General features: G+C 43.3%; 13 protein-coding genes and 1 riboswitch. Of the genes, 6 read left to right on the forward strand and 7 right to left on the reverse strand.

Features of this window, described 5'->3' with window-relative positions; translation table 11 throughout:
* Positions 1–137: 137 nt before the first annotated feature.
* A riboswitch (M-box (ykoK) riboswitch) is annotated at positions 138–288 on the reverse strand.
* A 57-nt stretch (positions 289–345) separates the two neighbouring features.
* Positions 346–1,407: a M24 family metallopeptidase gene (locus B7703_RS04565; protein WP_084923795.1), complete on the reverse strand. Its 1,062-nt coding sequence runs from the start codon at positions 1,405–1,407 to the stop codon at positions 346–348.
* Positions 1,400–4,231 carry an excinuclease ABC subunit UvrA gene (gene uvrA / locus B7703_RS04570; protein WP_084923797.1) on the reverse strand — a complete coding sequence of 944 codons (2,832 nt, stop codon included), beginning with the start codon at positions 4,229–4,231 and terminating at the stop codon, positions 1,400–1,402. Before uvrA ends, B7703_RS04565 begins: the two co-directional genes overlap by 8 nt.
* Positions 4,232–4,362: 131 nt before the next feature.
* Here uvrA and B7703_RS04575 point away from each other — a divergent pair, with 131 nt between their 5' ends.
* From B7703_RS04575 to B7703_RS04590, 4 genes are all read left to right on the forward strand, one after another.
* The gene (locus B7703_RS04575) at positions 4,363–5,307 is read left to right on the forward strand and encodes a magnesium transporter CorA family protein (protein WP_000815623.1); all 945 of its coding nucleotides are present in this window, start codon (positions 4,363–4,365) and stop codon (positions 5,305–5,307) included.
* Between the two features lie 11 nt (positions 5,308–5,318).
* A complete protein-coding gene (locus B7703_RS04580) occupies positions 5,319–5,996 on the forward strand; it encodes a DUF1129 domain-containing protein (protein WP_084923799.1) in 678 nt (225 codons plus the stop codon).
* A 224-nt stretch (positions 5,997–6,220) separates the two neighbouring features.
* Positions 6,221–6,484 (forward strand): SemiSWEET family transporter, encoded by a 264-nt coding sequence (locus B7703_RS04585; RefSeq protein WP_000166114.1) that lies wholly within the window; start codon positions 6,221–6,223, stop codon positions 6,482–6,484.
* Positions 6,485–6,636: 152 nt separating this feature from the next.
* The gene (locus tag B7703_RS04590) at positions 6,637–7,668 is read left to right on the forward strand and encodes a S66 family peptidase (protein WP_084923800.1); all 1,032 of its coding nucleotides are present in this window, start codon (positions 6,637–6,639) and stop codon (positions 7,666–7,668) included.
* Between the two features lie 60 nt (positions 7,669–7,728).
* Here B7703_RS04590 and B7703_RS04595 read toward each other — a convergent pair whose 3' ends face one another.
* From B7703_RS04595 to mutL, 3 genes are read right to left on the reverse strand one after another with little or no spacing between them, the layout of a single operon-like run.
* A complete protein-coding gene (locus B7703_RS04595; protein WP_024056929.1) occupies positions 7,729–8,292 on the reverse strand; it encodes a DNA-3-methyladenine glycosylase I in 564 nt (187 codons plus the stop codon).
* 9 nt (positions 8,293–8,301) lie between these two features.
* Positions 8,302–8,895, reverse strand: coding sequence for a Holliday junction branch migration protein RuvA (ruvA, locus tag B7703_RS04600; protein WP_084862868.1), 594 nt, complete (start codon positions 8,893–8,895; stop codon positions 8,302–8,304).
* Between the two features lie 15 nt (positions 8,896–8,910).
* Positions 8,911–10,860: a DNA mismatch repair endonuclease MutL gene (mutL, locus tag B7703_RS04605; protein WP_084923802.1), complete on the reverse strand. Its 1,950-nt coding sequence runs from the start codon at positions 10,858–10,860 to the stop codon at positions 8,911–8,913.
* Between the two features lie 311 nt (positions 10,861–11,171).
* Between mutL and B7703_RS04615 the strand changes: the two genes are divergently transcribed.
* Together B7703_RS04615 and B7703_RS04620 are read left to right on the forward strand one after the other, a co-directional pair.
* Positions 11,172–11,612, forward strand: coding sequence for a LytTR family DNA-binding domain-containing protein (locus B7703_RS04615; RefSeq protein WP_084923804.1), 441 nt, complete (start codon positions 11,172–11,174; stop codon positions 11,610–11,612).
* Complete coding sequence (locus B7703_RS04620) at positions 11,609–12,067, forward strand: DUF3021 domain-containing protein (protein WP_084923806.1); 459 nt, start codon at positions 11,609–11,611, stop codon at positions 12,065–12,067. Before B7703_RS04615 ends, B7703_RS04620 begins: the two co-directional genes overlap by 4 nt.
* A 47-nt stretch (positions 12,068–12,114) precedes the next feature.
* Here B7703_RS04620 and nrdI read toward each other — a convergent pair whose 3' ends face one another.
* On the reverse strand, positions 12,115–12,579 hold the full coding sequence (gene nrdI, locus B7703_RS04625) for a class Ib ribonucleoside-diphosphate reductase assembly flavoprotein NrdI (RefSeq protein WP_084923808.1): 465 nt from the start codon (positions 12,577–12,579) through the stop codon (positions 12,115–12,117).
* Between the two features lie 77 nt (positions 12,580–12,656).
* Entirely contained in the window at positions 12,657–13,190 is a 534-nt protein-coding gene (locus B7703_RS04630) for an ABC transporter permease (RefSeq protein WP_084923809.1), read from the reverse strand.
* Positions 13,191–13,226: the final 36 nt, after the last annotated feature.

Genomic DNA, 13,226 nt, shown 5'->3' on the forward strand with positions numbered 1-13,226 from the left:
AAGGGTAGAACGACACAAATCAGCGATTGGCTGTGTATGTGCGGTTCCGGGTGATCGTCAATTTGCATCGTCTATCTCCTTTCTTTGATTTAAACAGTAGAAAATCCCACCATAAAATGGCAGGATTAAAAAACTAATTATCTGTTTTTCGTTCAAGCTTTAACTCCATAGGGCAATGTAATGAGCTTAGTCTTGGCCTTCGCGACCAGGACTGTTGACCAACGAGTAGTGTCTCCACTGCTTTGCGGTAGTCATCCGTATCCCTATGGTAGCCTCACCTACCGTTTTCGTCTTTCAGTATAAACCTTTAAAATTTAAAAGTCAATCATCTGAGTTGTTTAATTCTTAGATAACTATCAACTCTTTTGGAGCTAGGGTCAACAATTCACAACCTATCTCTGTAATCAGGATATCATCCTCAATACGAACGCCATATTTGCCTTCGATGTAGATACCTGGTTCATCGGTCAAGGCCATACCTGCCTTAATAGTTTCTGTAGAAGTTTGGCTAAAGTAAGGCTCTTCATGAATATCCAGCCCAATACCGTGTCCGATACCGTGGGTAAAGTAGTCGCCATAGCCTGCTTCAATGATAATATCACGAGGAATTTTGTCAAAGTCACGGAAACCTAAGCCAGCCTTAGCTTGGTCAATCAAGGCTTGGTTGGCTTTGAGAACCGTATTGTAAATCTCTGCCTGCTCATCACTGACGTGTCCCAAGTAGATAGTCCGGGTCATATCACTGACATAGTGGTCATAAAGGCAACCGAAGTCCATAGTAACGGCTTCTCCTAGTTCCACTGGTTTGTGCATAGGATGAGCATGAGGTTTGGAAGAGTTGATACCACTAGCTAGAATAGTGTCAAAAGATAAGCCAGATGCTCCCAACTCACGCATACGGAAGTCAAGGAAGTTGGCAATTTCAATTTCAGTTTTTCCTGGCTTAATAAAGTCAAGCGCATCGCGGAAAGCTTGGTCTGAGATAGAACAAGCCTTGCGAATCGCTGCAATCTCTGCCTCATCCTTAATCATTCGAAGACCTTCAACAAACTGAGTTTGTGGAAGCAAGTCAATTCCTTCAAAGGCTACCTGCATACGGTGGTAATAAGATACTGAAATCTCATCCTCAAAACCGATTCGAGACAAGCCCATATCCTTAACAATGCCTGCAATGACAGCCAATTCATCACGGTCAGCCACAATCTCAAAGCCACTGGTTTCTTGCTTGGCTGCAATGATATAGCGAGAGTCTGTTACCAAAACCTGACGGTCACGACTGATAAAGACTGTTCCATTTGAACCCCAAAAACCAGTCAAGTAGTAGACGTTTTTAAGGTTGTTGATAATGATGCCATCTAGTTCTTTTTCTTGCATTTTAGCAAGAAATGCTTGTACACGTTTATTCATGATGTAACTTTCCTTTCAAATAGTGTCCTGTGTAGCTGGCTTCATTGGCCGCTACTTCTTCTGGTGTTCCTGTTGCGATGATGGTTCCACCACCGACACCGCCCTCAGGTCCCAAGTCAATGATATGGTCTGCCGTCTTAATAACATCTAGATTGTGCTCAATGACAAGGACTGTGTTGCCATCGTCGACAAAGCGAGCCAAAACTTTAAGCAAGCGAGCGATATCCTCTGTATGAAGTCCTGTCGTCGGCTCATCCAGAATGTAGAAAGATTTTCCTGTCGAGCGTTTATGGAGTTCACTAGCCAACTTCATACGCTGAGCTTCTCCCCCAGAAAGGGTGGTAGCTGGTTGCCCTAGCGTCACATAGCCTAACCCCACATCCTTGATAGTCTGAAGTTTGCGTTGAATTTTTGGAATGTGTTGGAAGAATTCCACCGCATCGTTGACGGTCATATCCAAGACCTGCGAAATATTTTTTTCCTTGTAGTGGACTTCTAGGGTTTCACTGTTATAGCGAGTCCCGTGGCAGACTTCACAAGCCACATAAACATCCGGCAAGAAGTGCATCTCAATCTTGATAATCCCGTCACCCGAGCAGGCTTCACAGCGACCTCCCTTGACATTAAAACTGAAACGCCCCTTCTTGTAGCCTCGAATCTTGGCTTCATTTGTCTGAGCAAAGAGGTCACGTATATCGTCAAAAACTCCTGTATAGGTAGCTGGGTTGGATCTCGGCGTTCGTCCAATTGGGCTCTGGTCAATATCAATCAAGCGATCTACATGCTCAATCCCAGTAATCGTTTTAAACTTACCAGGTTTGTCTGAATTGCGGTTGAGTTTTTGAGCAATGGCTTTTTTGAGGATGCTGTTGATTAAGGTCGATTTCCCTGAACCTGATACTCCCGTCACCGCAATGAATTTCCCTAGTGGGAAGCGAGCAGTGATATTTTGCAGGTTGTTCTCACGCGCACCTGTCACTTCGATAAAGCGACCATTTCCCACACGGCGCTCGTCTGGTACTGGAATAGCACGTTTACCCGACAAGTACTGGCCTGTGATAGACTTACTGTTGCGAGCTACCTGTTTGGGTGTCCCTGCAGCGACGATCTCTCCACCAAAAACACCGGCACCGGGACCAACGTCAATCAGGTAATCCGCCTCCCGCATGGTATCTTCGTCGTGTTCCACCACGATGAGAGTATTGCCCAAATCACGCATCTTTTTCAGACTGGCAATCAGACGGTCATTATCCCTCTGGTGAAGACCGATTGACGGCTCGTCTAGGATATAGAGGACGCCTGATAGGTTAGATCCAATCTGGGTTGCCAAGCGAATACGCTGACTTTCCCCACCTGAAAGGGTACCTGCTGATCGAGATAGGGTCAGATAGTTTAGACCCACGTTGTTGAGGAAGGTCAAACGGTCCTTAATTTCCTTGAGAATAGGCCTAGCAATGATGGCTTCATTTTCAGACAAGGTTAGCTGACTCACCAAGTCCAAGTGGTCAGCGATAGACAGATCCGAGATTTCTCCGATATGTGGCCCTTGCTCGCCACCCACACGGACAGACAAGGCCTGGTCATTGAGACGATAGCCGTGACAGGTTCCGCAGGTCAATTCATTCATATAGAGGCGCATTTGAGTGCGAGTGTAGTCACTATTAGTTTCATGGTAGCGACGTTTGATATTATTGACAACTCCCTCAAAAGGAATATCGATATCGCGCACACCACCAAATTCATTCTCATAGTGGAAATGGAATTCCTTACCATCTGATCCATAGAGAATCAAGTTCTTATCTTCTTCTGACAAGTCCTCAAAAGGCTTATCCATATCCACTCCAAAAGCTGTCATAGCCTGCTCTAGCATGTTTGGATAGTAGTTGGATGAGATAGGATTCCAAGGAGCCAAGGCTCCCTCACGTAAGGTTTTGCTGGCATCTGGTACTATCAAATCAGTATCCACCTCCAGCTTGATGCCCAAGCCGTCACACTCACTACAAGAGCCAAAAGGAGCATTGAAGGAGAAGAGACGCGGCTCTAACTCTGGAACAGTAAATCCACAAACTGGGCAGGCATAATGCTCAGAGAACAACAACTCAGAGTCGTCCATGGTGTCGATAATCACATAACCTTCTGCGATACGAAGGGCAGCCTCAATCGAGTCAAAGAGACGGCTACGGATACCCTCCTTGATAACAATACGGTCAACCACGACATCAATATTGTGTTGCTTGCTCTTGGACAACTCTGGCACTTCGGTCACATCATAGACTTCCCCATCCACACGGACACGGACATAACCGTCTTTCTGAACCTTCTCAATAACACTCTTATGTTGGCCTTTTTTCTTGCGGATGACCGGAGCTAAAACTTGCAGGCGCTGGCGTTCAGGTAACTCCAAAACCTTATCCACGATTTGCTCCACCGAAGAAGCCTTGATAGCCCCATGCCCGTTGATACAGTAAGGCGTCCCCACACGTGCGTAGAGGAGACGCAGATAGTCATTGATTTCAGTCGTTGTTCCCACGGTCGAGCGAGGATTTTTACTAGTCGTTTTCTGGTCGATGGAAATAGCTGGGCTGAGACCATCAATAGCATCTACATCGGGCTTCTCCATATTCCCCAAGAATTGACGAGCGTAGGCTGACAAACTCTCCACATAGCGACGTTGACCCTCCGCATAGAGGGTATCAAAGGCCAGACTGGATTTCCCCGAACCTGACAAGCCGGTTACGACAACCAACTTGTCTCGCGGAATCTCCACATCAATATTTTTTAAATTATGGGCACGCGCCCCATGAATGACAATTTTATCTTGCATCTTTGTTCTTTCTAGTCCATTATTGCTTACCATTATACCAAAAAAAGTGAGATTCTATTACCCAAAAGGCTGATTTTGTAGTATAATAGTACGGTGTGAAAAAATCTGAAAAATGAGAAAGGATAAGGGATATGAAACAAGTTTTTCTCTCTACAACAACTGAATTTAAAGAGATCGATACGCTTGAACCGGGTACTTGGATCAATCTCGTCAATCCGACTCAAAATGAATCACTCGAAATCGCTAACGCCTTCGATATTGATATTGCCGACCTTCGAGCACCGCTCGATGCGGAAGAAATGTCTCGTATTACCATCGAAGATGAGTATACTTTGATCATCGTGGACGTGCCGGTCACAGAGGAAAGAAATAACCGCACCTACTACGTAACCATCCCGCTTGGTATTATCATCACTGAGGAAACCATTATCACTACGTGTTTGGAACCATTACCGGTCCTCGATGTCTTTATCAACCGTCGATTGCGTAATTTCTACACCTTCATGCGTTCGCGTTTTATCTTCCAGATTCTCTATCGCAATGCAGAACTTTACCTAACAGCCCTTCGTTCGATTGACCGCAAGAGTGAACAAATCGAAAGTCAACTGCATCAATCAACTCGTAATGAAGAATTGATTGAGCTCATGGAATTGGAAAAAACCATCGTCTATTTCAAGGCTTCCCTCAAAACAAATGAGCGTGTGATTAAGAAATTGACCAGCTCAACCAGCAATATCAAGAAATACCTTGAGGACGAAGACCTGCTTGAAGACACCCTGATTGAAACCCAACAGGCCATCGAGATGGCAGACATTTATGGAAACGTCTTGCATTCTATGACAGAGACCTTCGCCTCTATCATTTCTAATAACCAGAACAACATTATGAAAACCTTGGCCCTTGTGACCATCGTCATGTCCATCCCAACCATGGTCTTTTCTGCCTACGGGATGAACTTTAAGGATAATGAAATCCCCCTAAATGGCGAGCCAAATGCCTTCTGGTTAATCGTCTTTATCGCCTTTGCTATGAGTGTCTCGCTCACTCTCTATCTCATCCATAAAAAATGGTTCTAAGAGGAGTTCCTATGTCTCAGATTGATCTACAAAAATTAACAAAGAAAAACCAAGAGTTTATCCACATCGCTACCCAACAATTCATCAAAGATGGAAAAACAGACGCTGAAATCAAGGCTATCTTTGAGGAAGTTATTCCCCAAATCCTTGAGGAGCAAGCCAAGGGTACGACTGCTCGTTCCCTCTATGGCGCACCGACCCACTGGGCTCATAGTTTCACTGTCAAGGAACAATATGAAAAAGAGCATCCAAAAGAAAATGATGATCCAAAACTCATGATTATGGACTCAGCCCTTTTCATCACTAGCCTCTTTGCCCTCGTCAGCGCCCTCACAACTTTCTTTGCAGCAGATCAGGCTTTCGGCTATGGACTTGTCACTCTCCTGCTAGTTGGACTTGTTGGTGGATTTGCCTTCTACTTGATGTACTACTTTGTTTACCAATACTATGGACCAGATATGGACCGCAGCCAACGTCCACCTTTCTGGAAATCTGTACTGGTTATCCTAGCTTCTATGTTCCTTTGGTTGCTTGTCTTCTTTGCAACAAGCTTCCTACCAGCTAGCCTTAACCCAGTACTTGCTCCATTGCCACTGGCTATTATCGGAGCAGCCCTCCTAGCCCTTCGCTTCTATCTCAAGAAACGCTTGAATATCCGTAGCGCAAGTGCAGGACCAACACGTTATTAAGAAGAACGGAAACATATCATGGTTCAACATCATAAGAACCATGATTTTTTAATCTTTAAACAATCATGTAAAAAATATTTAACTCTATCTAAAATTCAGTACATTTATACTTTATAAAACATAAATGTAAACATTTTATTCTATTTTGTACAGAGAATAACAACAAATGAGCATATTCCTTTCCTATATACAATCATTTTGATACTCTATAATTGGAGGGAAATATGACAAAACAAAAAATTAATCGAATCGTAGGCTCCATTGGTGCCTTTATTGGAATTATAGTATTTATTGCCTACATACCTCAAATTATCGCTAATTTACAAGGAAATAAAGCTCAACCATTTCAACCTTTATCAGCTGCTATATCTTGCTTAATCTGGGTTATTTATGGATGGACAAAGGAACCTAAGAAGGATTGGATACTAATCATTCCAAATTCAGCCGGTGTTATTTTAGGTGGAATCACTTTTTTGACTTCACTCTAACAAATCTAATAGTATGTATAAAAAGCAACTGCAGGCGCGGTTGCTTTTTCACTTACTTTTTTGATTTTAAAGTATTCTTCTGACATCCCACATAGCTCTATCTAATCTTTTTGTGATAAAATAGGCTCAATCTATTTCTAGGGGGATAAAATATGATTTCTACTATTGGTATTGTTAGTTTATCTAGTGGCATTATCGGAGAGGACTTTGTCAAACACGAAGTGGACTTGGGTGTCCAACGTCTCAAGGACCTGGGACTCAATCCTATCTTTTTGCCCCATTCGCTAAATGGATTAGACTTTATCAAGAACCATCCTGAAGCTCGTGCAGAGGATTTGATTCATGCCTTTTCTGATGATAGCATCGATATGATCCTATGTGCCATCGGTGGAGACGATACCTATCGCTTACTACCTTATCTTTTTGAAAATGGCCAACTACAAAAGGTTATCAACCAAAAAATTTTTCTTGGCTTCTCGGATACAACCATGAACCATCTCATGTTGCATAAACTAGGAATCAAGACTTTTTATGGTCAATCCTTCTTAGCAGACATTTGTGAATTAGACAAAGAAATGCTAGCCTATAGCCTTCACTACTTTAAAGAATTGATTGAGACGGGAAGAATCTCAGAAATCCGCCCTAGCAATGTTTGGTATGAGGAACGAACTGACTTCAGTCCCAAGGCTCTGGGAACACCTCGTATCAGTCATGCAAATACTGGTTTTGAATTATTGCAAGGAAATGCCCGGTTCGAAGGGGAAATCCTCGGTGGTTGCCTCGAATCTCTCTACGATATCTTTGACAACTCTCGATACGCAGACAGCACGGAGCTCTGCCAAAAATACAAACTTTTCCCTGACTTGTCAGACTGGGAAGGAAAAATCCTCTTGCTAGAGACAAGCGAAGAAAAGCCTGAGCCAGAAGACTTCAAAAAGATGTTGCGGACTTTAAAGGACACTGACATATTCGAGGTCATTAATGGACTCTTGGTCGGAAAACCTATGGATGAAACTTTCTCTGACGACTATAAAGAGGCACTATTGGATATCATTGACAGCAATATCCCGATTATCTATAATCTAAATGTCGGCCACGCAACTCCAAGAGCCATTGTTCCCTTTGGCGTTCACGCCTATGTAGATGCACAGGAGCAAGTCATCCAATTTGACTATAACAAATAAAGCTGGGAAGAATTTCTCAGCTTTTTATATATTCTTAGATATTCTAATTACCTATACTCACTAATTACCGCTTTTCCACTCACAATCGTTCTCGTGGTCATCAACTAGTCCTGCAGCCTGTAGAAAAGACAAGACGGCGACTGGGCCTGTGAACTTGAAGCCTCGTTTTTTGAGATCTTTGGCTAATTTTTCAGACAAAGGTGTTTTAGCTGGGGCTTGGCGGTAATCGGGAACATCGTTAACGATCGTTTTCCCCTCAACAAAAGACCAAAGATAGGCATCAAAAGAGCCGTACTCTGCCTGTAGTCGTAGAAAGGATTGGGCGTTAGCGCGTGTAGCAAAAATCTTGGCTCTATTTCGAATGATGGCTGGATTATCCAGCATGGCTTCCAATTCGGTGTCGGTCATCTCTGCGACTGCGTGAATTTGATAGCTATGAAAGGATTCTCGGAAAGCTTGGCGTTTGTTGAGCACCGTTTCCCAAGACAGGCCTGCCTGATAGGTTTCCATACACAACAACTCAAACAATGCTTGATCATCATGGAGGGGTTGGCCCCACTCCTCATCATGATAGGCAATATAGAGCGGATTGGTCATCTTGACCCACGAACAACGTTTTGTCATGCTCTGCTCCTATTTGACCAACATTTTAAGGGCCGACTTGATATAGTTCTCAGCTGTATCTGTCGTTCCTTCAAAGAATTTCTTGATTTTCTTGAGCTCAGTTGCCTTGTAGCCCAGTGCCAGCATGGCTTCCATAGCTTCTTCCAGTTCTTGGTTTTCAGCGCTAGCTTGCACTGCGACCTTAGCAGGAAGGTCATCTCCTGCAACTACTACCTTGCCTTCCAAGTCCAGCACCATCTGCTGGGCTGTTTTCTTGCCAATTTTAGGAAACTTGGTCAAGTAGGTGATGTTCTTGGTTTCGATGGCTTGAACCAGGCCAGCATTATCATCGGCAGCGATAATAGCAAGAGCTGACACAGGACCAATCCCAGAAACCGAAATCAGACTGAGAAAGAGCTTCTTCTCGTCCTCTGAACGAAATCCATAAAGCAGCTGAGCGTCCTCACGCACAACTTGATGCACATAAATCTGAGCCTCCTGATTAACCTGTCCTGAATAGGCATAAGGATTGGCCACATGCAAAATATAACCGATACCATTGACTTCAAGAACAATGTATTTAGCAGTGATTTTGGTAATGATTCCTTTTAAATATTCGTACATAGTTTTCCTTTTAGTTTAATATTTCCCCAACTCACGGAGACTGGTGTGATTTTCCTGAATACGTCGGAACATCTTTTCCATATCCGACTTGGTAAAATGCACCAAAACAGGGCGTCCGTGGGGACAGTTATAGGGATTGTCACATTGAGAGAGCTGATAGAGGAGCTGTCTAGCCGAATGGTCGTCAATACGATGGTTGGCCTTGATAGACCGCTTGCAGGACATCATAATAGCCAACTCTGCTCGATATTTCTTGATAGAAACTTCCTTGGTCAAAAGGAGCATGTCGCACATCTCATAGATGCCTGACTCGATTTCCTCCTCTGCCATCCAAATAGGATGTTCACGCAGGATAAATTGATTTTCTCCGTACTCTGCTAGAAAGACGCCCACTTCCTCCAAATGTGTCATTCTTTCCTTGAGACGAAGAGCATCATCCGCTGGAAATTCAAAGATATAGGGCACTAGGAGTTGCTGCTGGCTCTGGTCAACATTGCCAATACTTTCACGGTATTCCTCGTACTTGACCCGTTCCTGAGCCGCGTGCTGGTCTATGATATAGAGCCCATCTCGCCCTTGGGCAAAGAGATAAGTCCCGTGCATTTGCCCGAAAAATTCCAACTCTGGGAAGCTGGATGATTCTTCTCGCTCCAGCTTGTCATAAGCCTTATCCAGACTAGTTAAATCTAGCTCTGGGTGATCTAGCTGGTCGTAGTTAGCAGGCTTTCTCTCTGCAAAATGCAGTTTAGCTGGCTTGGTCAATTGGTCCAAGGTTTCCTTGGCAAACAAGGTCAAGTCTTGCCCTTCCTCAGTTAATTCTACCTGATAATCAGCCACCTCAGCTTGACTAGGTCTTGTCGACTCAGTTTTCTCATAGTAGAGCGTATTTTCTTTGAGTGGAAGAATGGTCTGCTCCATCTTTTGACGATTGCGCACGGTCGACTTGGCAAGATTTTCCAAGGCATCTGGTATCAAAGTTTGCTCCTTGAGACTGTTGGAAATAGCTTCTGAGACCAGGGTCATCAGTTCTTTTTCCTTGGAAATCCGCACCTCTTGCTTAGTCGGATGCACATTGACATCCGCTAGATAAGGATCGATATGGATGTGAATGACAGCCAGTGGAAAACGCCCCACCATGAGCTTACTGCCATAACCGTCAAGAATAGCACGATTGAGTAAAAAGTTCTTGATATAACGGCCATTGATGAAGAGACTGATATAATTGCGATTGGCCCGAGTTAACTCAGGCAAGGACACAAAACCTGAAATTTCGAAATCTAGGTCAGAATTCTCAATTTCAATCATCTTCTTGGCACTCGCCAAACCGTAAATCCCTGCAATAGCTTGACGCAGTTGACCAGTCCCAGCTGTCCGCGTCATTTCCTTGCCATCACTAATCAAGCTGAAAGAAATCTCAGGATGGGCCAGGCCCAGACGGTTGACAATATCAATAATATGAGACAACTCCGCTTGCTGACTCTTCATATACTTGAGGCGGGCAGGCGTGTTGAAAAAGAGGTCCTCCACACAAACCTTGGTCCCCACAGGACTAGTCGCTGGAATGAGTTCCTCAACTTCTCCCCCACGCGCAACGAGCTTAGTCCCATGACTCGCACCATCCACCGCTGTCAACAGAGTCAGTACACTGACAGACGCGATAGAGGGCAGGGCTTCACCACGAAAACCAAGCGTCCGAATCCGAAAGAGATCTGCTTGATTTTTTATCTTACTAGTCGCATGGCGGCGCAGGGCCAATTCCACCTCATCGTGGGCAATTCCATGACCATTATCTGTAATTTGAATTTTCTTGAGACCAGCTTCCTCAATCTCAATGATAATCTGACTAGAACCCGCGTCAATGGCGTTTTCTACCAGCTCCTTAACAACGCTAGCTGGACGCTCGATAACCTCTCCAGCTGCAATCTGGTTTGCCAGCACCTCTGGCAATTCAATAATATGAGACATCTTTCAGCCCCTTTCCGTATCTATTTTCCTAGAAATTGATTAGTGCTATTATACCATATTTCAGAAAGGACAGAAAAGCAAGCACCACATAGGAGCCAAATCCCTCCACATAAACAAAGTCCCTTGCCAGGGGGCATAAAATAGTGGTATACTCAATAAAAATCAAAGAGCAAACTAGAAAGCTAGGCGCAGACAGTACTTTAGTACGGCAAGACGACGCTGACGTGGTTTGAATTTGATTTTTGAAGAGTATTAATAAAGATGTACAAGAAGTGAGATTAATTTTGTATGAAAAACAAGGAGAGAAATTTATGAAAGTAGAACTACAGATTAGTGAGACTTACAAGGAGGAAAAACTGATTGTCCAAGCACCTCAAGAAACTGAAAAAGTCCAAAAAGTCATCGAATTTGCAGAAAATCTGGACCGAAAAGAAAAAATCAAAGGAAAAATTGATGATCAGGTCTATCTAGTTAAGATTGGCAAGGTTCAGCGCTTCTATATCGAGAATCGGAAGGTTCTAGCAGAAACGGCTAGCCAGACCTACAATATTGATTTACGGCTCTATCAAGTCCTTGAAATTCTGCCAAGCAATTTTATCCAAATTTCCCAATCTGAAATCATCAATATCAACTCCATCTCTCATCTGAAGCTCACGCCCAACGGTCTGGTAGAAATTTTCTTGAAAAACGAAAGCTTCACCTACTCTTCACGCCGTTATCTAAAAATCATCAAGGAGAAATTAGAACTATGAAAAAACAAATCTTCCACGACGCAGCTACTGGTGTCCTCATCGGTCTCATCCTCTCTATCATCTTTTCACTTATGTATTCCCCAAATACCTACGCACCACTGAGTCCCGAGTCTCTGATCGGACAGGTGATGGTGCAACATCAGGTTCACGGTGCCTTGGTCTTGCTCTACTGCACACTTATTTGGGCAGCTATTGGTATTCTCTTCAACTTTGGCAACCGCTTATTCAGCCGTGATTGGAGCATGCTCCGTGCCACTCTGACCCATTTCTTCCTTATGCTGGCTGGCTTTGTCCCACTAGCGACCCTAGCAGGTTGGTTCCCCTTCCACTGGATCTTCTATCTCCAGCTCATTATCGAGTTTGCGATTGTCTACCTCATCATTTGGACTATTTCCTATAAAAGAGCATCAAAAAAAGTAGACCATATCAATCAACTCTTGAAGCATAAAAAGTAAGAGTGCTGATAAAACCACTTGGAATAATAAAAAAGCTAAGCCTAAGCTTAACTTTCCAACTCATACAAATCTGCGATAATAGCTGCGACACGTTTGATATCTCCCAGCATACCTCGCATTTCAAAATCAGCCAATACAGGGAAGCCAAAACGTTGACTATATTGCTTGGCTGTCAGGCAGTATTGGTTATTAAAGTTACGATTTCCTGAACCAACCACACCAAAACACTTACTAGCATTGTCACCATAGGCGATAAAATCCCCTACTGGTGTCGTCAAAATCTCGACATCTCCGTTATCCACGCCATTCCCACCTTCTAGGTAGGTCGGTAAAAAAGCGACATAGGGATGGTCCATTTCATAGAAATCTTGGCCTTCCTTGACCAAATCCTTGATATGAATCTTTTGGACCTCAATTCCATCGTACTGGGACAAGAGATAGTCTTTCAAGCGTGTCACAAAACTTTCAGTATTGCCACTCAGACTAATATAAACTAAAGAAATTGTCTTCATATGTACCTCCATGATTTTATCTATAATCGAAAAATAACTACCAAGATTGTAACTTGATAGTTATTTTTTGTCAATACTTAGGCAAGTTCTTCGGTTTCCTCTTCTTCCGCCAAGGCTTTCTGTTGACGCCACATCTTATAGAAGACAAGGGCTAAGAAAAGAACATTGATGACGATATAGAAAATGCTAACGGCTTGTGAAATAACACTTATCCCTAAACGCATGGTCTCATCGTGAACTAACTGCACAGCGTCTTGTAAACTAACATAGCCATAAATCGAACCAATAATGGCTAGCAAAACATAGCCAACATAAGTATAGTTTGCATATTGCAAATTTTTACGAATAAGGAAGACAATCGCTACTACAACTAAAATAGCAGATAGTACAATCAAGGCCATATTAAAAATAGAATGAGATGATTCTGCTACTCTATAGGTGTAATTGATGTTGTCTTCTAATTGCTGGGCACTAAGTCCTGCAACATGTGACTGTTTAGCACGAAGGACTTCTTTGCTAGGCAAGGGACTCAACATTCCAAACAGAGACATAGCTGAAATAAGAGCAGACAAGATTAGCAAGACCCATAGATAAATTGGTTTCTTTTTCATAATAGAACCTCCTGATATTATTATCGATATTATAGC

Origin of the sequence: Streptococcus mitis (genome assembly GCF_002096735.1) — a bacterium.
GTDB classification, from domain to species: Bacteria; Bacillota; Bacilli; order Lactobacillales; family Streptococcaceae; genus Streptococcus; species Streptococcus mitis_CZ.